Origin of the sequence: Rhizobium sp. NLR22b, from assembly GCF_019685295.1 — a bacterium.
Lineage (GTDB): Bacteria > Pseudomonadota > Alphaproteobacteria > Rhizobiales > Rhizobiaceae > Rhizobium.
Map to the genome: position 1 here is coordinate 112,102 of NZ_JABDWM010000011.1, position 21,108 is coordinate 133,209.

19 protein-coding genes are annotated in these 21,108 nt (G+C 61.1%); 12 read left to right on the forward strand and 7 right to left on the reverse strand.

Going from position 1 to position 21,108, the window contains the following annotated elements; translation table 11 throughout:
- The first annotated feature begins 206 nt into the window (after positions 1-206).
- Together HJC00_RS18770 and HJC00_RS18775 are read left to right on the forward strand one after the other, a co-directional pair.
- Complete coding sequence (locus tag HJC00_RS18770; RefSeq protein WP_210633523.1) at positions 207-488, forward strand: type II toxin-antitoxin system Phd/YefM family antitoxin; 282 nt, start codon at positions 207-209, stop codon at positions 486-488.
- A complete protein-coding gene (locus HJC00_RS18775; protein WP_221123305.1) occupies positions 488-811 on the forward strand; it encodes a type II toxin-antitoxin system RelE/ParE family toxin in 324 nt (107 codons plus the stop codon). The genes HJC00_RS18770 and HJC00_RS18775 overlap by 1 nt, the downstream gene beginning before the upstream one ends.
- A gap of 75 nt (positions 812-886) precedes the next feature.
- Here the strand turns inward: HJC00_RS18775 and repC are convergent, their stop codons facing one another.
- The 4 genes from repC to HJC00_RS18795 all read right to left on the reverse strand — a co-directional run bounded on the left by repC (position 887) and on the right by HJC00_RS18795 (position 6,691).
- A complete protein-coding gene (gene repC / locus HJC00_RS18780) occupies positions 887-2,191 on the reverse strand; it encodes a plasmid replication protein RepC (RefSeq protein ID WP_221164465.1) in 1,305 nt (434 codons plus the stop codon).
- 199 nt (positions 2,192-2,390) lie between these two features.
- Positions 2,391-3,380: a plasmid partitioning protein RepB gene (gene repB, locus HJC00_RS18785; protein ID WP_221164466.1), complete on the reverse strand. Its 990-nt coding sequence runs from the start codon at positions 3,378-3,380 to the stop codon at positions 2,391-2,393.
- Positions 3,377-4,594, reverse strand: a complete 1,218-nt coding sequence (gene repA, locus HJC00_RS18790; RefSeq protein ID WP_210633519.1) for a plasmid partitioning protein RepA — start codon at positions 4,592-4,594, stop codon at positions 3,377-3,379. Before repA ends, repB begins: the two co-directional genes overlap by 4 nt.
- A gap of 1,011 nt (positions 4,595-5,605) precedes the next feature.
- The gene (locus HJC00_RS18795; RefSeq protein ID WP_221155727.1) at positions 5,606-6,691 is read right to left on the reverse strand and encodes an ROK family protein; all 1,086 of its coding nucleotides are present in this window, start codon (positions 6,689-6,691) and stop codon (positions 5,606-5,608) included.
- 123 nt (positions 6,692-6,814) lie between these two features.
- Here HJC00_RS18795 and otsB point away from each other — a divergent pair, with 123 nt between their 5' ends.
- From otsB to HJC00_RS18830, 7 genes are all read left to right on the forward strand, one after another.
- A complete protein-coding gene (otsB, locus tag HJC00_RS18800; RefSeq protein ID WP_210633517.1) occupies positions 6,815-7,594 on the forward strand; it encodes a trehalose-phosphatase in 780 nt (259 codons plus the stop codon).
- A 199-nt stretch (positions 7,595-7,793) separates the two neighbouring features.
- The gene (locus HJC00_RS18805; RefSeq protein ID WP_210633516.1) at positions 7,794-8,678 is read left to right on the forward strand and encodes an AraC family transcriptional regulator; all 885 of its coding nucleotides are present in this window, start codon (positions 7,794-7,796) and stop codon (positions 8,676-8,678) included.
- Between the two features lie 204 nt (positions 8,679-8,882).
- Positions 8,883-9,956, forward strand: a complete 1,074-nt coding sequence (locus tag HJC00_RS18810; protein ID WP_210633515.1) for a sugar ABC transporter substrate-binding protein — start codon at positions 8,883-8,885, stop codon at positions 9,954-9,956.
- 65 nt (positions 9,957-10,021) lie between these two features.
- A complete protein-coding gene (locus tag HJC00_RS18815) occupies positions 10,022-10,840 on the forward strand; it encodes an ATP-binding cassette domain-containing protein (protein WP_221164467.1) in 819 nt (272 codons plus the stop codon).
- Positions 10,837-12,096: a sugar ABC transporter permease gene (locus HJC00_RS18820; protein ID WP_210633513.1), complete on the forward strand. Its 1,260-nt coding sequence runs from the start codon at positions 10,837-10,839 to the stop codon at positions 12,094-12,096. Before HJC00_RS18815 ends, HJC00_RS18820 begins: the two co-directional genes overlap by 4 nt.
- Positions 12,097-12,121: 25 nt before the next feature.
- On the forward strand, positions 12,122-12,850 hold the full coding sequence (locus HJC00_RS18825) for an SDR family oxidoreductase (RefSeq protein WP_210633512.1): 729 nt from the start codon (positions 12,122-12,124) through the stop codon (positions 12,848-12,850).
- Between the two features lie 41 nt (positions 12,851-12,891).
- Entirely contained in the window at positions 12,892-13,656 is a 765-nt protein-coding gene (locus HJC00_RS18830; protein ID WP_221147229.1) for an SDR family NAD(P)-dependent oxidoreductase, read from the forward strand.
- A gap of 67 nt (positions 13,657-13,723) precedes the next feature.
- Here the strand turns inward: HJC00_RS18830 and HJC00_RS18835 are convergent, their stop codons facing one another.
- On the reverse strand, positions 13,724-14,992 hold the full coding sequence (locus tag HJC00_RS18835) for a D-tagatose-bisphosphate aldolase, class II, non-catalytic subunit (protein ID WP_221164468.1): 1,269 nt from the start codon (positions 14,990-14,992) through the stop codon (positions 13,724-13,726).
- 3 nt (positions 14,993-14,995) lie between these two features.
- Entirely contained in the window at positions 14,996-15,979 is a 984-nt protein-coding gene (locus tag HJC00_RS18840) for a sugar kinase (protein ID WP_221164469.1), read from the reverse strand.
- A gap of 273 nt (positions 15,980-16,252) precedes the next feature.
- Between HJC00_RS18840 and HJC00_RS18845 the strand changes: the two genes are divergently transcribed.
- The 3 genes from HJC00_RS18845 to HJC00_RS18855 all read left to right on the forward strand — a co-directional run bounded on the left by HJC00_RS18845 (position 16,253) and on the right by HJC00_RS18855 (position 19,206).
- Complete coding sequence (locus HJC00_RS18845) at positions 16,253-17,023, forward strand: L-iditol 2-dehydrogenase (protein ID WP_210633508.1); 771 nt, start codon at positions 16,253-16,255, stop codon at positions 17,021-17,023.
- A gap of 36 nt (positions 17,024-17,059) precedes the next feature.
- Positions 17,060-18,070 carry a zinc-dependent alcohol dehydrogenase family protein gene (locus HJC00_RS18850; protein WP_221147233.1) on the forward strand — a complete coding sequence of 337 codons (1,011 nt, stop codon included), beginning with the start codon at positions 17,060-17,062 and terminating at the stop codon, positions 18,068-18,070.
- A 125-nt stretch (positions 18,071-18,195) separates the two neighbouring features.
- Entirely contained in the window at positions 18,196-19,206 is a 1,011-nt protein-coding gene (locus tag HJC00_RS18855) for a LacI family DNA-binding transcriptional regulator (protein ID WP_210633546.1), read from the forward strand.
- 7 nt (positions 19,207-19,213) lie between these two features.
- Here the strand turns inward: HJC00_RS18855 and HJC00_RS18860 are convergent, their stop codons facing one another.
- Positions 19,214-21,103: a bifunctional sugar phosphate isomerase/epimerase/4-hydroxyphenylpyruvate dioxygenase family protein gene (locus HJC00_RS18860; protein WP_210633506.1), complete on the reverse strand. Its 1,890-nt coding sequence runs from the start codon at positions 21,101-21,103 to the stop codon at positions 19,214-19,216.
- Between the last annotated feature and the right edge of the window lie 5 nt (positions 21,104-21,108).

Genomic DNA, 21,108 nt, shown 5'->3' on the forward strand with positions numbered 1-21,108 from the left:
CGCCGCGATCCGCTCAATGGTTGCAAAACTTACTCTATAAAATCAGTAGACAAACTTTGTTATAAGAAATGACATTCTCTTTCGCAGCCACTGAGGGGAAAAAAGCAGGCGCGCCTGAACGCTCCGATGGCGTGCTGGGATCGCCGGTTGAGCTCTTCCAATCGACCATTTGATGATCTATATTTTGGTCGAAAGGGAGTAATCGCATGAAGCTGTCAGAACGGGTCAAGCCGATCAGCTATCTCAAGGCGCATGCGCCCGAAATCATCCGGACGCTGAAGGACAACCCGCAGCCTGTCGTCATAACCCTTCACGGCGAGGCAAAGGCGATCCTTCAGGATGTCGGCCAGTATGAAGAGACACAGGAGACCTTGGCGCTCCTGAAGGTGCTGGCGCTTACCAATCGGCAAGTCGAGGAAGGCAAGACGCGCCCCGCTGCGGAATCCTTCGCGCACATTCGCAAGCGTCTGGCCGACAGCCAGTCCTGATGCCTTATCGTGTTCTTTTCGCCGAAGGCGCGGAGCGCGACGTCGAGGATCTCTATCGTTTCATCGCCGGTCGCGACGGCACCGAAACGGCGGAACGCATCCTGACGGAAATCGAGAGCGCCTGTGCCGATCTCGAAGAATTCCCCGCCCGCAGAAATATCCCAAGGGAATTGGCCAGCATCGGCATCTCCGAATACCGGGAACTGCACCATAAACCCTGGCGTATGATCTACCGCATCATCGGCACCGACGTCGTCGTCTATTGCGTGGTGGACGGACGCCGCGACATGCAGGCTTTCCTCGAGCGAAGGCTTATCCGCTGAAATTCTCCACATCGTCCCTCCTCCGTTTTGACATGTTTCGCCGGCATCCACCCGACCACCGGCAGCCGCCGAGACCTACCCAGCCTTTCGGCCGGCCGGCGCATTTGCCCGCAGGAGCGCCATCAGCATCGGGCCGATCGCGAATTCTCCCTTTTCACTTCGCCGCGTCAGGTCGCGAAGATAGCCGCCGGCTGAATTGATGTGGCCCCCGCGTTCCAGGATGCATGCCATCACGGTCGCAGCGTTCTCAGCGCCCATCACATTTGCCGCCTCCTCATAGGCTGACGGGCTGACGCCCAGCATCGATCGAACCGTGACGGCAGCGCTCATCAGCTCGCGCCAGTTGCCGATCACGCCATTCGGCCCATAGGCCAGGATTTCCGGGCAGGCCTGCAGGACCAGGCCAAGCGGGAAGGATTTCAGGCCGCCAGCATTATGGCGACCGCCCGGTCCCCCGCCTTGCCGTTCCTCCGGCTTGGTCATCTCGGCATCCTCGTGCTTCTTCCCTTCCATCGTCACGACCCCTCGCCCATTGTCTTGCTCCGCCGCTGCGCCCTGCTTCGTTTCGAAGCTTGGTTCAAGTTCAGAAGTGGATTCGGGATTTGAATTCTGTATGTGACGCTCGATATAATGGGCATTGCCGCGCTGTTTTGTTGATTTAATCTGAGTTTGCAGCCGGTTAAGGATCTCCGCCCGAAGTGCCGTCAATTCATCCAGCAGCTGTTCGATCTGGGCTGTCGTCGGCGACCTCGGCAGGCCTTCGACCAAGTCCCGAAATTCCTGATACAGCCCCTGCCAATCCCCTGGCACGTCCTCCTCGACGCCCGCTTCGATCAGCTTGGCGATATCACGGCGGCAAAGCGTGACGCGTTCGCGCAAGCGCTGGACGTGCTGTCGCTCCGCCATCACCTCGGCTGCGAGCTGCTCGATCTCCTCGGCCCGGGCAAGCAGTGGCGCCAGCGAGAAGCCGAAGGCCTCGTTGACCTCCCCTGCGCTGTCCCTGCGGACATAGCGCTTGCCGTTGGGACTGTCCTTGCGCAACAGGAGCCCCGCCTCGACAAGTGCGGCAAGATGGCGCCGCACCGTCTGTTCGGCCATGCCATGCGTTCGGAGCGACAGCTGGATATTCGACGGGAAGACGATCAAGCCGTTTTCCTGGGCCAGTTCGTTCTTCGGATAAAAGCTCAACAACGCGTTGAGCACCGCAAGCGCGCGATCGGTGATGCCGAGCAACGGCTTTGCTTCGCACAGCGCGCGAAACAGTTTCCATTTGTCGACCGACTGATCAGGCTTGATCTCGCTTGCCATGACCTGGTTTGCGAGCATTCCAAGCGTCATCGACCGCCGCCCAAAGGGCGTCGTTATACTTCCGGTTTCCATATCTTCCACCTCGACGAGGCAACAGAAATCTGCTCGCCTGAACGGCGCCAAAAACTCTTGACAGCGATTCTCGGAAGTGCGATTCTCGGAGGTGTTCAAGACTACGAGGAAAGCTTCCGTGACGGTGACGTTCGGGGGCTTTTTTCTTTTGCGCGTTATCTCCTGTTCAAATTGTCAGCTGACAATCAGTTAAACTGCCTCATTTTCCGTTATTTTCCTCTTCAAATTCGGCGGCGAGACCTGCCAACCGCCGAGCCAGGAAATCAGAAAATGCCGCCGATTTAACGGTGATGCGAAAGCTCTTGCCCGAGCGGCTCACCGAAGCAAGCGTCCCGCCGCTTTGCGTCCGAAGCGTCTGCTCTTCCCGCTGCGGCGCGCCCTTCTCCTCCAGTGCCTTCCAGGTGACATCGAAGCGGCTATTGCTCTCCAGCGTTTGGAAAGCGGCGCCGGCGATTGCGGCCTGCACCTTCTTCCGCCCACCTGTCTCCCTGAATTTTTCGGCAAAGGCCAGCCAGCGGGGGCGCCCCACCTTGGGCGCAGGTCCAATGGCAAGGATAATCTCGGGATCGATCGTCTGCGCCACCTGCAGCAGCCGTGACGTTTCCGGTTTATCCGTCGCCAGCGCCTGGGCAATCATGTCGCGACTGAAGCCATGCTCATCCATGCGTCGCGCAAACAGCGCCCGTTCGATGAAACTCAAGTCGACACGCGGGCCGTTCTCCTGACCCTGCGCAAGGATCAACTCTTCATCCGTGAGTTTGCGCACCACGGCCTTGACGGCAACACCGGTCTCCGCGGCCGCACGCAAGCGCCGGTGGCCATAGGCGGCCTGGTAATGCCCGGCCTTTACCGGGTCCGGACGCACAAGGATCGGAACCTGCTGTCCGCTTTCCTGGATCGACTGCTTCAATCGCTCGAACTCGGGATCCTTGTCGACCGGGATGCGGTCACGAATAAAGGACATTTCGACGACAGCCGGATCGATCTCCAGCACTTTGTCGCCAGAGGCGAGGGACTCACGCAGGGCCTTGGCGGCCGCTGCTTCCTCTCCTAACCGTCCCAGCGACAGGTTCATCGCCTTGACCGCACCCGACGGCCGATGCGGCGGTGGCGCGCTTGGCGTCTCCGGCCGTGCCGGTTCGACGGCGCCAACCATGCTCTTCAGGATATCGCGACCTTTTGGGCTCATGTCCTGCTCCATGCACTGCGGATGAGTTGCTCGACCTCGGCATTGACGTTGTCGACGGATTCGACGCCGCGGTCATAGGTCTGGCGATGCATCGTCTCGCGGCCCGCCTCGTAGATCGTCTGCTTGGACAGGCCAGCGTCCGAAACCGCCGTTGACTTTACCATCATCGAGGTCAGCACGCGCTCGCCGAACAGGCTGCGCAGGAAGGCGACGATCTGCGCCTGCGGACCGTCATTGGACTCATAGCGGGTGATCAGATAACGCATCCAGTCATATTCGAGATTGCCGCCGGCCTGTTTGACGACGGCCAAAAGGTCGGAGGTCATCGTCAGGAACTGGTTCATCGACGCCACGTCGAGCATCTGTGGATGAACGGTGATCAGCACGGCAGTCGCAGCGCAGAGAGCAGACAGCGTCAGAAAGCCGAGGGTAGGGGGGCAATCGATGATGACGACGTCGTAGCTCTGTTCCAGCGAATGCAGCGCATTGCCGACCCGCATGAAGAACATGTCCTTGTCGTCGCGATTGCTGTCGGCCAGCGCCTTCGGCGTATCGTGCTCGAACTCGTGCAGTTCGAGATTGCCCGGGATGAGATCGAGACCGGGGAAATAGGTCTGGCGGACGATGTCGGCCACGTCACGGCGCGTCTCGTCATACTTGATGGCGCCGTAAAGCGTCTCGTTTTCACCGACATCGAACTCCGGCTGATATCCGAGCATCGCCGACATCGACGCCTGCGGGTCAAGGTCGACGGCGAGCACGCGATAGCCACGCAGCGCCAGGAACTGCGCCAGATGGATTGACGTTGTCGTCTTGCCGGATCCGCCCTTGAAATTGGTGACGGCGATCACCTGGAGATGATCGCCCGGCCGGCGCATCGGCAGATAGGATGGTTTGGTGCGCCCCAGATGCTGGCGCATCGCATGGATTTCTTCGAGCGAGAAGACACGGCGACCGGCGGACGTCTTTTCAGGATTGATGCTTTCCACCTGGGCAGTGAGATGACGAACATAGCTGTCGGTGACGCCGAGCAGCTTGGCGGCCTCGGTGCTGCTGAACCGCCGCAGCGACTTACGGGCATCGGGCGAAAACAACCGCTCGAACAGCACCTGGAGCTGGCTGCTGAGCATCGTCGAGTCCTGCGCAATCGTCTCGTCGATCGAGACTTGACTCGCTCTTCTGGCTTTCTCAACAATCGCGGCCTTGGTCGGCATTCACGCAAATCCTGATAAATCGGGCAATTTTGCGCAAATGATCGTGAGTCTCGCGATTCCGTCAAGCGAATTCTTGGTTAGCCAATATATAGCAAACTGAATTCGTCGAAAAAATTACGTGGAATTCCGGAATCTTAGCGCAATTGTCAGCTGACAACGGCGGCGAACCCGCATCGCCAAAGCCGCCCCGACATATCGCGGCAGGTTCTCGACGGACCTGAAGGCACCGCCGACTCATCTCGGAGATAACTGGGCTTGGCACAGGACCAGGTAAATGCCGCTTCCTATTTATAAGCAGACGAAGGGCAGAGGCTTTCGGCCTCCAAGCCGCGGACGGGCTCGACGCCGGAAGACTTGACATTCCCATCTTGGGATTCGGGATCGCGGCGTGACGGGGCAAGCCCGAGCATTTGTTCGAGACGGCCGGCATTGAGCGGAGCGCTTATTCCCTTGAAGTTCATCTTCCATCTTTCGTCTGCATATGAGCTTGCGTGAAGGAGAGATAAGCGCAATTTGAACCGGCGGAGAACCGCCCGCCGACTTTATCACCATCTTTTCAATGTGCGGCGAAAAAGGAGAGGGGCTCAATCAAGCATCGCTCCCGAGATGGCGCTTGCGACGGCGACAATGCGACGGCATGCCCGCGGATACGACGGCCGCGTTCCGTTCAGACTATGCGTACTAGAGGGGTTGCGAGTTGCGGGTGGGCGCAGACTGGAACAGTCAGCTGCGACCCTTGACCGTGAGGATTGCAAACGCTCGCGCTATGCGAATCATGTCTGGAGAGGTATGATCGAAATCGTTAACGGTCCCGTATCGACCTACCCCTCCGGAAACCGGCACTTGCCTAGCGGAACCTATGGGCGAATTTGCTTCCGTCTACGGAATTCCTCGTTGTTTACCTGTTATTTACCATAAGGCCACGCAGCGCCGGCCGACTCTATATTGCGGTCCGCACGCAGGAGCGACATGATCATTGCTCTGCCGGCCGCTTTCCCGTTCTTGGTCGGGCTATCGCGCTTTCATTCCCTCGCGATTGGTGAAATGGGCATTGCCCAACCCTGTGCCGATGGTCAGCACCGCCCATGTCGATACGTCATCGATGAAAGGGATCTGCGACAGGCCCTGCACGACGGCGTCATTGTGCATCATCACGAATGTGCTGTGATCGCCGATTGCGGGAATGGCCTTCATCAGTGCGGCGGGAAGGTTGAAGCTGTCGCTTTCCCAATTGCCGCCCGGCAGGTTCTGTCCGCCGCGTTCGATCGAGCCGTCTGCCTTGATGATGCCGGGACAGCCGATCCCGATGATCGGGGCCGGCTTCAGACTGGCCTTTTCTGCCTTATCGATCAGTTCCTGCAACATCGCCGCCAGCCTTTCTACCGTCGCACTGCGGCTCGGCTCGTCGTCGGCGTGACGCCAGATCGTTGATTCCCAGACACTCGCATCGGCGAAGTGCGGTTTTTTTTCCTTTCCGAACTCGACGACTCCGGCACGGACGTTCGTGCCGCCGATATCGACGGCCAGCATCGCCTCATAGCCTTTGAACATCCAGGACGGCATGAGGTGGACGGAGCCGATCAGCCCAGCCTCGTCGGGATGGTGGACGATCGGGACGACCTCGATATTGATGCCGGCCGCCTTGAGCAGAACCATGGTCCTGGCGATCGTCAGTTCCCCGAAGCGGCTCTGCCTGAAGCCGCCGCCGACGACGATGCGCTCGGTCTTGGACCAGCGCTCGTCCTTGAGGAATTTTTTGATGACCTCGGCAAAGTCCTGCGCGAAGTCCTCCACCGCCCCCATGACCAGTGCGGCGGCCTCCATGTCGTCCCCTTTCAGCAGAGACTCGATTTTTTTCTTGGAAAGCTTGGCTGTCGAAACCTTCCCGATCGGGTCATCTCCGAACTTGCGGACATGTTTTCTCCAATCGTCGAGCTTCTGCTGGAAAGTCTTCTTGTTGGCGTTGTCGCCAACAAAGCCGTTCTTGTCACGCAGTTCATTGTTGTAGTCGTCGATCGTCACCAGCGGCAAAACAGTCGCGCCATGCGCCAACGGCGCGATGACCTCCTCGCTATTCTTGGAATTGCTTTTGGCCATCGATTTACCTTTGCGGCGCGAGTGCTTGAACGGGCGGCGAGATTAAACGCTGACCCGCCTTTGGATGTTCCCGTGCCGGCGACGTCATCTTGTCCTTGCCGGCGGGCGACCTAGCTTCACTGATTGCAAAGTTTGGAGAATGCCGTGCAGAACGACACCGCTACCCAGGAAATGCTTTCAATGGTGCTGGAGGAACCTGATCATTGGGCGATGTTCCTCGACATCGACGGAACACTGCTCAATCTTGCACCGACACCGGATGCGATTGAGGTCCCAGAGGACCTGCCCGGACACCTTCATCGCCTTTCCAACAAGCTCGGCGGCGCCTTGGCGCTGGTCACCGGGCGCTCGCTTGCTTATGCAGACGAGCTGTTCAAGCCCTTTGCATTTCCAACCGCAGGCCTGCATGGCGCCGAGATCAGGAGCGCCGCCGGAATGCATACGGTCGAGGCGACCCCCGAGTTCCAGGCACTGAAACATGCATTGACCGCCGAAGCCGAACATTATCCGGGAGTTCTGATAGAGGATAAGGGTGCCGCCGTTGCCGCGCACTACCGGCTGGCGCCCGAATATGAGAAAGTGCTCGAGGAGCGCATGCATCACTATGCGGAGCTGGCCGGACCGAACTGGGCGTTGCAGCTCGGTAAAAGGGTGTTCGAGTTGCGACCGGCACGGTCGAGCAAGGGCGATGCGCTGGAGCGCTTTTTTCAGTCAGATCCTTTCAAGAACCGCTGCCCCATTACTATCGGCGATGATTTGACCGACGAGTCGATGTTTGCGATCGCCAATGCGCGCGGCGGCGTCTCCGTGCGTGTCGGGGCCATCGGCGCCCCGAGCTGCGCCACGAGCCGGCTGTCTTCGGCTGCACTGGTCAGGAATGTCATTGCCGCCCTGGCCGCCTGAGTTGAATTTCAGACGGTCTCAAGGGCAGATTCCCGTCGTCTTTGCGCCGCCTGCGTTGCATCAATCATCAAAAAAGTATCGGTTTTGGCCGGGAATCGTGGTGGCGGGCATGAAGCGAGCCCACTACACTCGTCATAATAATAAAGCCAAAAGGGAATTTGGCAGGCGGACGTAGAACCGCCCCTCGGAGGAGGAAACGATGGAACCTGACTTGGAAGTCGTTCAGATCAGACCGGGCGAATCCTTCGCAACGAAGGCGCATGGCTATCCCTATCACACCGTTCGCTGGCATTTTCATCCGGAATATGAACTGCATCTCGTCGTGGCGACCACAGGACGCTATTTCGTCGGCGATTTCATCGGCGAGTTCGAACCGGGCAATCTGGTGCTGGCCGGCCCCAATCTTCCTCACAACTGGATCAGCGACGTCCCGAAGGGATCGAGCATTCCGCTTCGATGCCAGCTAATCCAGTTCAGTGAGAATTTCATCAGCGACACGATGAAGGTGCTGCCCGAGCTCAATCCCTTCGAGCCGGTCCTCGAAGCGTCCCGCCGGGGCGTGCTCTTCGGCACTGAGACCAGCCGGCAGGCGGCGCCTCTGATGAACGAGGTGCAGCAGGCCCAGGGCGTACGCCGTATCGAGCTCTTCATGATGATCGTCGGGCTGCTCAGCCGGGCGCAGGATGCCCAGCTTCTCGCAAGCCCCAGCTATCTGCCCGACCCCTCGGGCTATATGTCGGCCGGCATCAATAAGGCGCTCGCCTATATCAGAGAAAATCTGACGAAATCCTTCGACGAAACCGATCTCGCTGAAATTGCCGGACAGTCCACAGGCGCCTTCTCACGCGCTTTCCGCCGCCATACCGGCATGTCGCTCGTGCAATATGTGAAACGCCTGCGCATCAATCTCGCTTGCCAGATCCTGATGAGCGACGAGCATGCGTCGATCACCGACATCTGCTTCGAGGTCGGCTTCAACAATCTGTCCAACTTCAACCGCCAGTTTCTCGCGGAAAAAGGCATGACGCCATCCCGCTTCCGGCGATTGTTGGGTGACAATATCAACGTGGCGAAGGCGGCATAAGGTCCGCCGAAGACGGCAATAGGGGAGGACAAGGAGGAGGAGCGAAAACTGACGCAGGCTTGAACGTGAGCGCGCGAGGAGCTGCTCGCGAAAGGAGACGCTTGTCCTCAGAAACAGCCGGGACAGGCACAGCCGCTCATTCAGCCGAACGGCACAGCAGAACACTGCAATCATGCACTACACGATTTTTTCCAATGGGAGGAGATGGAAATGACGAAATTTTCGACAAGAGCGGTAGGCGCCGCGGCACTTATGCTGTCCTTGCTCGGCGGGAGTTCCGCCTTTGCACAAAGCGCGGTGGCGGATGCAACCGTCGCGTTCCTTATGCCCGACCAGGGCTCGACCCGTTATGAAGAGCACGACCATCCGGGCTTCGTCGCCGAAATGAAGAAGCTTTGTGCGTCCTGCAAGGTCATCTATCAGAATGCCGATGCCGATATCGCCAAACAGCAGCAACAGTTCAATTCGGCGATCACCCAGGGCGCCAAGGTCATCGTGCTGGATCCGGTGGATTCGGCGGCGGCAGCCTCTCTCGTTCAACTCGCCCAGAGTCAGGGCGTCAAGGTCATCGCCTATGACCGCCCGATCCCGAAGGGCAAGGCCGATTTCTACGTCTCCTTCGACAATAAGGCGATCGGCAAGGCGATCGCGGAGTCGCTGGTCCAGCATCTGAAGGCCAAGAACGTGCCGACTGACGGCGGCGGCATTCTGCAGATCAACGGCTCGCCGACCGATGCCGCTGCCGGGCTGATCAAGGACGGCATTCATGAGGGTCTGGCGAGCGGCGGATACAAGACGCTTGCCGAATTCGATACGCCGAACTGGCAGCCGGCGAACGCTCAGCAATGGGCCGCCGGACAGATCACGCGTTTCGGAAAGCAGATCGTCGGCGTCGTCGCCGCCAATGACGGCACCGGCGGTGGTGCCATCGCAGCCTTCAAGGCAGCCGGTGTCGATCCGGTGCCGCCGGTGACCGGCAATGACGCGACGATCGCCGCGCTGCAGCTCATCATATCCGGGGATCAGTACAACACGATCTCCAAGCCGAGCGAAATCGTCGCCGCTGCCGCTGCCGATGTCGCCGTGAAGCTGTTGGCAGGTGAGACAATCAAGGCCGAGATGACGCTCTACGACACGCCCGCCCAGCTTTTCGTGCCGGCCGTCGTCACTGCCGAAAACCTGAAGGCCGAGATCATCGACAAGAAGATCAACACCGCCGAAGAACTCTGCACCGGCCGTTACGCAGACGGCTGCAAGAAGCTCGGCATCACCAAATAATCCAAAGGGAAGCGCGACCGCCATCGGTCGCGCTTCCGATTTCGCTTTTTCCGAAAGACCAGGCGATGTCTGAAACCTCTTATCAATTTGAGTCCCGCCAGCCCGTCCTCAGCCTGCGTGGAATTTCGAAGAATTTCGGAGCGGTGTCGGCGCTGACCGATATCGAACTCGATGTGCATGCCGGTGAAGTCGTGGCGCTAGTGGGCGACAATGGCGCCGGCAAATCGACGCTGGTCAAGATCCTGGCCGGCGTGCACCAGCCAACCTCGGGCACCATCCTGTTCGAGGGTCAACAGGCAGATTTATCGAGCCCCAGCGCTGCGCTCAGTCTGGGCATTGCGACCGTGTTCCAGGATTTGGCGCTGTGCGAAAATCTCGACGTCGTCGCCAACATCTTTCTCGGAAAGGAGCTCAATCCCTTCCAGCTCGACGAGGTCGCGATGGAGATCCGCGCCTGGAAGCTTCTGAACGAACTTTCCGCGCGGATCCCGAGCGTGCGTGAGCCCGTCGCTTCGCTTTCCGGGGGCCAGCGTCAAACAGTAGCGATCGCCCGGTCGCTGTTGCTCGAACCGAAACTGATCATGCTCGACGAACCCACCGCCGCACTCGGCGTTGCCCAGACCGCCGAGGTACTGGATCTGATCGAACGCGTGCGTGAACGCGGCCTCGGCGTCATCATGATCAGCCATAACATGGAGGATGTGCGGGCCGTCGCCGACCGTATCGTCGTCCTTCGGCTCGGCCGCAACAACGGCACCTTCATGCCCGACGCATCCAACGAAGAGCTCGTCAGCGCGATTACCGGCGCATCCAACAATTCCGTCTCCCGCCGCGCCATGCGCCGCAAGGCACAGAGCCAAGAGAATGAGGAGGGAAGGCCATGATGAAGACCATTCAGAACGAACCGGCATCACCCGCGCTTCTCGACCGGCGCGACGAAAGAGTGCGCCATGACGACAGCCTTGCCGGGTCGGTCCGCGCCTTCTGGGACCGCATCCGCTCGGGCGACCTCGGCTCGCTGCCTGTCATCGTCGGCCTGGCGATCATCTGGACGGTCTTCCAGGCGCTCAATCCGGTGTTTCTCTCCAGCGCCAACCTCGTGAACATGCTATTCGACTGCTCGACGGTCGGCGTCATCTCGCTCGGTATCGTCTGCATCCTGATGGTCGGCGAGATCGATCTCTCCGTCGGTTCGGTCAGCGGCTTCGCCTCGGCGCTCACCGGCGTCTTCTGGGTCAATCAGGGCTGGCCGGTGGTCGCGGCGGTGCTCGCCGCGATGATCGTCGGCGCTCTGATCGGCTCGCTCTACGCGTTCCTGTTCAACCGCTTCGGGATGCCGAGCTTCGTCTCCACGCTGTCCGGACTGCTCGCGGTTCTCGGCCTGCAGCTGTATATGCTCGGAGCAACCGGTTCGATCAATCTTCCCTATGGGTCGTGGCTGGTGAACTTCGGCCAGATCATGGTCATGCCCGACCCGGTCGCCTATCTGCTGGTGGCGGTTGCGGGCTTTGGCTTCTTCTTCGCGAGCTACCGCACGGCGGCGCGCCGACGGGCGGCCGGCTTGTCCTCGAAATCGGTTGGCGGACTGCTTCTGCGTGCCGTCATCATCACCGTCGCTCTGGAAGCGGTCGCCTTCTATCTCAACCAGTCCCGCGGCATTCCATGGATGTTTGGCCTGTTCGTCGGCCTGGTCGCAGCGATGAACTATGCGCTGACCCGCACGAAGTGGGGCCGCTCCATGCATGCCGTCGGCGGCAACAGGGAGGCGGCCCGCCGCTCGGGCATCAACGTATCACGCATCTATGCGAGCGCCTTCGTCATGTGCGCTCTGCTGGCCGCGACCGGCGGCGTGCTGTCGGCAGCGCGACTGGCGACGGCCAGCCAGCAGGCGGGCACCGGCGACGTCAATCTCAACGCCATCGCTGCGGCGGTCATCGGCGGCACCAGCCTGTTCGGCGGACGCGGCAGTGCCTATTCGGCCCTTCTCGGCATCATCGTCATCCAGTCGATCGCCAGCGGTCTGACGCTCCTCGATCTGTCGTCATCGCTTCGTTACATGATCACGGGGGCCGTTCTTGCCGTCGCCGTCATCGTCGACTCACTGGCACGCCGCTCGCGCATTTCACACGGCCGGGCCTAGATCAACAGGAAAGCAGAGGAAGAAAATGGGACAGGATCTGTCTGGAAAAGTCGCGGCCGTCACTGGGGCGGCGTCGGGTATCGGCCTGGAGTGCGCCAGGACCGTGCTTGCATCAGGCGCCCGCGTCGTGCTGATCGACCGCAACGAAGAGGCGTTGAGGGATGTCTGCTCGAAACTCGGCGAAAAGGCAATTCCCCTGGTCGTCGATCTCTTGGATCCAAAAAGCGTGGCGCAGATGATGCCCGCTATTCTGGAGGAAGCGGGCCAGTTGGACATTTTCCATGCCAATGCCGGCTCCTATATCGGCGGTGAAGTGCTTGACGGCGATCCCGACGCCTGGGATCGCATGCTCAACCTAAACATCAACGCCGCATTTCGCTCGGTGCATGCCGTCCTGCCGCATATGGTCGGACGCAAGACCGGCGATATCATCCTGACGAGTTCGGTCGCCGGGATGATCCCGGTGGTCTGGGAGCCGATCTATACGGCTTCCAAACACGCGGTCCAGGCCTTCGTCCACACCCTCCGGCGCCAGGTTGCCAAGCATGGCTTGCGGGTCGGCGCCGTCGCGCCAGGGCCTGTCGTGACCGCTCTTCTGAGCGATTGGCCGCAGGAGAAGCTCGACGAGGCGCTCGCCGCCGGTGGTCTGATGGAGCCGAAAGAAGTGGCCGAAGCGGTGCTCTTCATGCTGACGCGCCCACGCAACGTCACGATCCGCGACCTCGTCATTCTGCCGCAGAGCACCGACATCTGAGCAGATGCGCCAGCCCCCATAGCCACAGAAAGGAAACGGCCATGATCTTCGACAGATTTCGCCTGAACGGACAGGTGGCGCTTGTGACCGGCGGCACGCGCGGCATCGGCCTGGCGATCGCCGAGGCACTCGGCGAGGCGGGCGCCAAAGTCTTCATCAGCGGGAGAACCCGCAGCGCGGCGGCGGAAGACCGGCTGGCCAAGGCCGGCGTCGATCGCGATTTCGTCGTCGCCGACATGATGACAGACCATGCTGCCGATAGGCTCATTGCCCAGATACTCTCACGGGCGGGTCGGCTCGATATCCTCGTCAACAATGCCGGCATCGCCATTCATGGCGACAGTGGGGAATTCTCCGATGCCATCTGGCGCGAGATCATGACTGTCAATGTCGACGCCGTCTTTCGCGCCTGCCGCGCAGCACTTGCACCGATGCGGCGCCAGGGCGGCGGCGTCATCCTCAATATCGGCTCGATCTCCGGCATCGTGTCCAACATTCCGCAGAATCAGGTCGCTTATAACGCCTCCAAAGCGGCAGTCCATATGATGACGAAGAGCCTGGCAAGCGAAGTCGCCGCCGAGAACATCCGCGTCAATGCCATTGCTCCCGGCTATATCGAGACCGATATGTCGCGCGGCGGCATCGCCAATCCGGATTGGTTCCCGACCTGGCGCAGCATGACGCCAATGGGCCGTGTCGGGCAGCCGGAGGAGGTGGCGGGTGCAGCCTTGTTCCTCTGCTCGGCCGCCGCAAGCTATGTCACCGGCGAAGTGCTGGTGATCGATGGTGGCTATACGACGCGGTAAGCGTCGGAGAGGGAAGGGCGGATTCGCGGCCCGGCAGCCAGGCGTCCTCCTTTTTGCTCGGAAAAGTTCAGGGCATCGTGCCGCAAGCGCTCTGGTAATCGGCCAGCACACTGTCGACCGCGGTAATCAATATGGTCTCGGGATCGCCGGCTTCGGCCGCCGAAATCTGCGGCAGATACTGATGCAGTAGCGTCTCCGGGATCGTCTTTCCGCGCAGCACGCTGAGCAGATTCTCGAACGCCCGGTCGGCCTCCGGCTTGTTCCAGTAATAGCGGATACGATCGCTGTAGCTGTAGTGCCGCTGCAGACGCAAAGCCGTCTCGTCGCCATGATAATGGGCCTGCCAGTCGCCCGGTGCCGACAGCATCAGCGCGTCCATCGCGGCCATAAGCGGTCTATCGCCATAACCGGCAACCATCTCTGAGGCGATCATATCGAGCGCATAGGCGGCCTCACGCAACGCAAAGGTCAGGCCCGGGCCGACCTTCAGGATCGGAAAGCCGTCCTTTACCAGCCGCGTCAGCGCATCGCGCGTCTGATAATCCGTGGAATGCGCTTCAAAGACAAATTGCGGTTCCTCGTCGAGAAGGGCGGTCAATTCAGTCGCGAGCTCGGGTCTGTAGCCGATCACGTTCTCGCTGCCGAATTCGACGCCCGGCTGGACGACGAAGGCGATGACACGGGAAAAGGCGTCTTCCAATCCTGCGCGCGAAAAGATCTCGCGATGAATGGCGATCGTTGCGCGGGCGGCCTCCGGTGCGGTCGGCCGAAGTTCTTCCAGCGCATGGTCGGCGCCGCCCGGCACCGGAACTTCGGTGCCGAGAATATAAAGCGGCAGCGGCGCGCCGACCGCCTTCGCCGTCCTTTCGCTCACCTGCGCCAATCGTGCGGCGCGCTCGGCGATCGTCCGGTCGTCGAGTGCGGCCGGCTCGCCGGCGCAGCCCATCGAGGCATCGAGATGGATCTTGCTGAATCCCGCTCGGACGTAGGCTTCGATCATGGCCTCGGCCTTCGCGAGCGCTGCTTCCGGCTTCTCCTTGCGCCACGGATTGGGACCGAGGTGATCGCCCCCGAAGATCATCTGCGGACGGTCGAGCCCTTCCTCGGTAGCGATGCGCTCGGCAAAGCGGATGAAGTCTTCCGGTGTCATCCCGGTATAGCCGCCGAGATGGTTGACCTGATTGCAGGTCGCCTCGATCAGGACCGGCATACCATCGCGCACCGCCCGTCGGATGGCGGCCCTGAGTACGACGGGATGGGCGGAACAGACAGAGGTGATGCCGAAGGGTCTGCCTTCACGCCGGGCGGCGGCAAGACGGATCAACATCCGGTCCATCGTCTATCTCCTCGGGGTTTCGGCGATAAAAGCCGTGAGTTCGGCAAGGGTCGAGACGCCTTCCATCGGGCCGAGCCGGGTCACGTTGCGAGCACCGGCCGCGTTGGCATGGAGAAGAGCGGCCCCGGGGGCCATGCCTTTGCGGCGGCAGGTGAGATAGGTTGCGCCGAAGCAGTCGCCCGCACCGGTCGGATCGATCTCGTCGACAGCGAAGGCGGCGCAATTGACGCGCGCGAGGTCGTGGGTGAAGAAGGATGCACCTTGCTCGCCCCGCTTCAGGACGATTTCGCCGATACCCCGCTCCAGCAGCCTTGCGACAGCCGAGGCCTCGTCGGTTATTCCAGCGGCGGTGAAAAGCTCGTCGCCTGATGGCAGTAATAGGTCGGCCGCTGCAAGCACCTTGTCGAAGCTTTTCAGAGCGTCGCCATCCGTCAGCAATTCCTTACGGAGATTGGGGTCGAGGGAAACCGACCCGCCGCGAGCGCGCACCGTCTCAATGGCGTAAAGAACCACCTCTCGGGCACCGGGGATGGAAAGAGCCGTTCCCATGACATGCACATGGCCGGCCCGCTGAACGAGCGTCTCGGCGGCCGGCGTCAGGGCGATCTGACCGGCGGCGGATCTGGCGATGTTGAAGACGAAATCGCGGGCGCCGTCCTGCCGGTAGCGGACGAAAGCGCTGCCCGTCGGCCAGTCGGCGCTGATGGCAATAGCGGAGACGTCGACGCCGTCCCGCCGCAGACGCTCGACATTCAGCCGCCCGAAATCGTCATTGCCGACGCCGGCGATGATGCCGGCGGCACCGTCCAAACGCGCAACCTGATCAATGAAAATGGCCGGCGCGCCGCTTGGATAGGGCCCCGTCAGGGATTGCGGCTCCAGGAAGCCGGCACCGACGGTGGTCGCCATGATCTCCACCAGAATTTCGCCGATCGTGATCGTTGGCCCGAGCGTCTCTGGCGCAACTGTCCTGGGACGTGACGGCATCCGCAATCTCCTTCACTCCGCGGATCAATGCCGCGTCTTTGTACGCGCCATTCGGCCTATCGCTCCCTACCACAGCAGTCAAGAAATACTTGCCTCGCGACAACAATTATATTGCGTCGCAGAAACTAAGTCAGGGTCTGTCATATAGAGCAAAATGACAGTTGGTGCCGCATTTGGACTTGAAATCTCTTGAACACGGTTGACAGCAGACATGGACAAGCGGATACAAAGTTTACGCATGATAATATCATGCGTGCCTCAATGGAGATGGAAATGCGCCTGAAAGACAAAATCGCCCTGATTACCGGCGGGGCCCGCGGTATCGGACTGGGCTTCGCCGAAGCCTTCGTCAAGGAGGGTGCCAAAGTCATCATCGCCGATATCGACATTGATCGGGCGACGAGATCCGCCGCGGCGATCGGCCCTGCAACCAAGGCGATGCAGCTTGACGTTACAGACCTCAACGCGATCGAGACCCTCGTCGAGACGATCGATGCGGAGTTCGACGGCATCGACATCCTGATCAACAACGCCGCCATCTTCGACATGGCGCCCGTGAACGAGATCAGTGAGGAAAGTTATGACCGTGTCTTCTCCGTCAATCTGAAGGGACCGCTCTTCATGATGAAGGCCGTCTCGAACGTCATGATCAAGCGGGGCAGGGGCGGCAAGATCATCAACATGGCGAGCCAGGCCGGCCGCCGCGGCGAGGCGCTCGTGCTTCTTTACTGCGCTTCTAAGGCCGCCATCATCTCGGCGACGCAGTCGGCAGCACTTGCGCTGGTGAAATACGGCATCAACGTCAATGCCATTGCACCCGGCGTCGTTGACGGCGAGCATTGGGATATCGTCGATGCCCATTTCGCCAAGTGGGAGGGCCTGAAGCCCGGCGAGAAGAAGGCCGCCGTTGCCAAATCGGTTCCGATCGGCCGTTTCGCGACACCTGACGACATCAAAGGCCTGGCCGTCTTCCTGGCTTCCGCCGACAGCGATTACATTCTTGCCCAGACCTACAATGTCGATGGCGGCAACTGGATGAGTTGATCGCTCTACCCGCCACCCAAGCCAGGGGCCAGAGGAATGGAAGCCATCTGCTATACCGAAAAGGGCGTCGCGGTCACCAAGGCGCTGCCGTTGCCGGAACTGAGGCCCGGCCATGCGCTGGTGCGCGTGCGCGCGGCCGGCCTTTGCCATACCGATATCGACGTCCTGCACGGTCGTTACGGCGCGGGCCGCTTCCCGCTGGTTCCCTGCCATGAATATGCCGGCGTGGTCGAGGCCGTCGCGGGCGATGTCTGCGGCCTTGCCGTCGGCGCCCGCGTCGTCGTCGATCCCAATCTTCCTTGCGGAGAGTGCCCGGCCTGCCGCAAGGGGCTGACCAATCTCTGCCGTGACCTGAAGGCCTACGGCGTGACGGAGAACGGCGGTTTCGCCGAATACAGCCTGGTCAGGACCGATCACCTCTATGAGATCGGCGATCTCGATTTCAACCTCGCCGCACTCGCCGAGCCGCTCGCCTGCGTCTTGAACGGCCTTAACAGCGCCGGCCTGCGGGCGGGGCCGACAGGAACGGAAACGGCTCTGGTCTTCGGCGCCGGACCGATCGGGCTGCTGCTCGCGCTTTCCCTGAAGGCCGAGGACGTCTCGTCGGTGACGGTCGCCGATATCAACGAGGGACGTCTCGCCTTTGCCGAAAAGCTGGGGCTGGGGATAGCCGTCTCGGGTTCCCAGGCGCTCGCGGACCGCCGCCGGGCCTTCGATTTCGTCGCCGACGCGACCGGGATCGCCCGAGTCGTCGAAGGCACGATCGATTTTACCGCCGATGGCGGCACGATCCTCGTCTTCGGCGTCTGTGCGCCCGACCAGCGCGTTTCCATCGCCCCCTTCGAGATCTTCCGCCGCCAGATCCGTTTTGCCGGGTCCCATTCGCTGAACCGCAACATTCCCGAGGCGCTTGCCATCCTCAAACGGGACGAGGGCGCGATGGCTGCGCTGGTTTCCCATCGCCTGCCGCTCGGCGAGGTGTTGCCTTTCATCACCAGGAAGTCCGTCGATCCGGCAACGATGAAGGTACACTTCTCCATCGATTAATCTTGAACTATCGCCGTCGTCACGGCCGCTCGAGGGACCCGCTTTTCGTTCGGCGATGAGTCATCTAGAAAGCCGTCAGAAACGCCATGTCAGGAGATCAGGTGGTGGCAAAGACGATCAAAACCATGGAGGACTTTTCGGAGTTCGTCGGCCTGTCGCGTCCCACCGTCTCCAAATATTTCAGCGACCCGATGTCTGTGCGCCAGAAGACCCGGGAAACGATCGAACAGGCCCTGAAGAAATCGGGGTTCCGGCCCAATATGTTTGCCGTCAATCTCAACCGGCGGCGCAGCAACATTCTCGGCGTCATCATTCCCAATTCCACCGATCCCTTTTACATGGCGCTCACCCGCCGCATCGAGATGATCGCCAACGAGACGGGCTTCCTCGCCTTCGTCCTGTCGTCGGACGGCAAGGCCGAGATGGAGGATCGGGCAATCAAGACGCTGAAATCGATGAATGTCGCCGGCGCGATCATCGCGCCGCTCGGCGTCGAATCCCACCATGCGACGCTCGACGAACTCGGCCGCAGCGTGCCCCTCATCTATGTGGACTCGCCGCTCGACGAGACGTCCTCTTTCGTCGGCACCAACAATCGCCAGAGTTTCAGCCTGATCGTCGACTATCTCTGCCGCTCGGGCGAGCCGCCCTGTTATTTCGGCATGCCGCATGTCAACACCAACGCCCTGACGCGCCAGACGGCGTACCTGGAGGCGATGGAGCAGTTCCGCATGGCGCCCAGCATTGTCGAGCTTGCCGACAGCAAGAGCTGGGACTTCGAGCGCTTCGGCTTCGAGGAGGCGACCCGCATCCTGACGTCGGGCCAGGGCTTCCCGACGCGCACCGTGCTTTGCGCCAACGACCGCGTCGCCTTCGGCGTTATCGCCGCCGCTTACCAGCTGGGCGTCAAGGTCGGCCACGGCGTCAACCATGACCTGCGTGTCGCCGGACACGACGACCATCCACTGTCCCGATACGCCTGCCCCCCGATCACAACGGTCGCGCAGAACTATAGCGAGATCGGCCGGCTGGCGATCGAACTGCTGCTCGACAGGCTCGGCGAGGGGGAGGGGCCTGCCGCACCGGCGGGCCGCATTCTTCTCAATGCCGAACTGATGCTGCGGGCTTCAGCCTGATGGCCTCTCAGGTGCGGGGCAGGCCTGCCGGTCTCAGATGTTTCCTCAGCGCCGCAATTCTGAAAATGGCGTTCGCAGCGCCATAACCACGATAACCGCGCCGCTCGACGATCTCGAAAAACAGGCCCTCGCCATAGGTGGGGCTATAGAGCTGAAAATATTCGCCGGCGTCATCGCGGTCGTAGAGGATGTTGTTGGCCTTGAGGCGATCGGCAAATTCGGCGTCGAGGCCGAAGCGCGCTTCGAGATCGTCATAATAGTTCGGCGAAATCGCCAGCGCAACGAAGCCGTTGCCGGCAAGGGCAGCGGCAGTGGCGAAGATGTCGTCGGTCCTGAAGGCAAGATGCTGGATGCCGGAGCCGAAGGTCTCGGCGATGAAGCGGCCGGCGAGCGTGTTGCGGTTTTCCGCCCCGTTCATGGTGATGCGCAAAGATCCTTCGCTGTTCTCCACCACCTGGCTGCGGACGATGCCGGAGGGATCGACGATATCGACCATCGGTGTCTTCTCAGCCTCGACGAGCGAGGTGTAGAACAGCAGCCAGGTCAGCAGTTCCTCATATTTCATCGTCTGCGCCATATGATCGATCGATTGCAGCCCCGCCGGCTGCGGAGCGGCATCATCCTCGACCGCATCGAATTCGATCTCCCAAATGCGGCCAAGCTCGGTCTTGCGGTCGAGGAAATAGAGGACGCCGCCACCCACGCCGCGCACCGCCGGCATTTCGATCTCGCCTGTATCCAGCGATTGTTCGAACCGTTCGGCGCCAAGTGCGAGCGCGCGCTGCAAGGCTGCCTTGGCATCGTCGACCATCAAGCCCGCGGCGTAGGCGGAAGTCCCGTGGACGGCGTAGGAGGCGCTGGCAAAGCCCTTTGGCTCGGTGTTGATCACGAGATTGATGGCACCCTGGCGGAAAACCGCCACTCGCTTGGTCTTGTGTCTCGCCGCCTGCCGGAAACCAAGGCTTGCAAACAGCGCCTCGAGTTCCCGCGCCTCGTCCTCGTCGGCGGTGAACTCGACGAAAGCGACGCCCTCGACGGCAGCGCGCGGCGGCATTGAAGGCACCAGCAGTGCGCTCTCCGGCTGCTGGCGCTTCACCTGGTCGCCGAGGTAGAGCAGCGAGCGGCGGCCGTCGACGGCAATCGCGTTCGGCGAACCGCCGCGGAACTGGTCGTTGAAGATCTCCAGCGAGAGATAGCCGTCATAGCCGGTTGCCGCCACAGCCTTCATGAAGTCGAGCACCGGCAGGTCGCCTTCACCCGGCATGTTGCGGAAATGCCGGCTCCAATAGAGCAGGTCCATGTCGATCAGCGGCGCATCGGCAAGCTGGATGATGAAGATCTTTTCCTTCGGGATCGACCGGATCGAATTGACGTCGATCTTGCGCGAGAGGGTATGAAAGCTGTCGAGGATCAGGCCGATATTGGGATGATCGGCCCGCCGGACGATCTCCCAGGCATCGCGATGGTCGTGGATGTGGCGGCCCCAGGCGAGCGCCTCATAGCCGACGCGCAGGCCGCGTTTGGCGGCGCGCTCGCCGAGTTCACGAAAATCCGCCGCGGCCCGGTCGAGACCGCCGAGTGATGCCGGCGAGACGTTGGAGCAGACCAGCACGAGATCGGTGCCCATTTCCTGCATGAGGTCGAACTTGCGCTCCGCCCGGTCGAAGGTGCGGCTGCGCAGCGGCTCCGGCATGCCTTCGAAATCACGAAACGGCTGAAAGAGCGTGATCTCCATGCCGAGATCGCGCACCATCCGGCCGACCTCCTTCGGGCTTTCGTCGAAAATCAGGAAATCATTCTCGAAGATCTCCACCCCGTCGAAACCGGCCTTGGCGATCGCCTCCAGCTTGTCGCGGAGGTCGCCGCTCAGCGAAACAGTCGCAATCGATGTCTTCATCGCAG

Coding starts and splice junctions, on each gene's coding strand:
- repB (WP_221164466.1), bottom strand. CDS start 3,380: ATGAGCCCAAAAGGTCGCGATATCCTGAAGAGCATGGTTGGCGCCGTC.
- HJC00_RS18810 (WP_210633515.1), top strand. CDS start 8,883: ATGGAAATGACGAAATTTTCGACAAGAGCGGTAGGCGCCGCGGCACTT.
- repA (WP_210633519.1), bottom strand. CDS start 4,594: ATGCCGACCAAGGCCGCGATTGTTGAGAAAGCCAGAAGAGCGAGTCAA.
- HJC00_RS18845 (WP_210633508.1), top strand. CDS start 16,253: ATGCGCCTGAAAGACAAAATCGCCCTGATTACCGGCGGGGCCCGCGGT.
- HJC00_RS18855 (WP_210633546.1), top strand. CDS start 18,196: ATGGAGGACTTTTCGGAGTTCGTCGGCCTGTCGCGTCCCACCGTCTCC.
- HJC00_RS18825 (WP_210633512.1), top strand. CDS start 12,122: ATGGGACAGGATCTGTCTGGAAAAGTCGCGGCCGTCACTGGGGCGGCG.
- HJC00_RS18805 (WP_210633516.1), top strand. CDS start 7,794: ATGGAACCTGACTTGGAAGTCGTTCAGATCAGACCGGGCGAATCCTTC.
- HJC00_RS18795 (WP_221155727.1), bottom strand. CDS start 6,691: ATGGCCAAAAGCAATTCCAAGAATAGCGAGGAGGTCATCGCGCCGTTG.
- HJC00_RS18815 (WP_221164467.1), top strand. CDS start 10,022: ATGTCTGAAACCTCTTATCAATTTGAGTCCCGCCAGCCCGTCCTCAGC.
- repC (WP_221164465.1), bottom strand. CDS start 2,191: ATGGAAACCGGAAGTATAACGACGCCCTTTGGGCGGCGGTCGATGACG.
- HJC00_RS18775 (WP_221123305.1), top strand. CDS start 488: ATGCCTTATCGTGTTCTTTTCGCCGAAGGCGCGGAGCGCGACGTCGAG.
- HJC00_RS18770 (WP_210633523.1), top strand. CDS start 207: ATGAAGCTGTCAGAACGGGTCAAGCCGATCAGCTATCTCAAGGCGCAT.
- HJC00_RS18835 (WP_221164468.1), bottom strand. CDS start 14,992: ATGGACCGGATGTTGATCCGTCTTGCCGCCGCCCGGCGTGAAGGCAGA.
- HJC00_RS18850 (WP_221147233.1), top strand. CDS start 17,060: ATGGAAGCCATCTGCTATACCGAAAAGGGCGTCGCGGTCACCAAGGCG.
- HJC00_RS18860 (WP_210633506.1), bottom strand. CDS start 21,103: ATGAAGACATCGATTGCGACTGTTTCGCTGAGCGGCGACCTCCGCGAC.
- HJC00_RS18840 (WP_221164469.1), bottom strand. CDS start 15,979: ATGCCGTCACGTCCCAGGACAGTTGCGCCAGAGACGCTCGGGCCAACG.
- HJC00_RS18830 (WP_221147229.1), top strand. CDS start 12,892: ATGATCTTCGACAGATTTCGCCTGAACGGACAGGTGGCGCTTGTGACC.
- HJC00_RS18820 (WP_210633513.1), top strand. CDS start 10,837: ATGATGAAGACCATTCAGAACGAACCGGCATCACCCGCGCTTCTCGAC.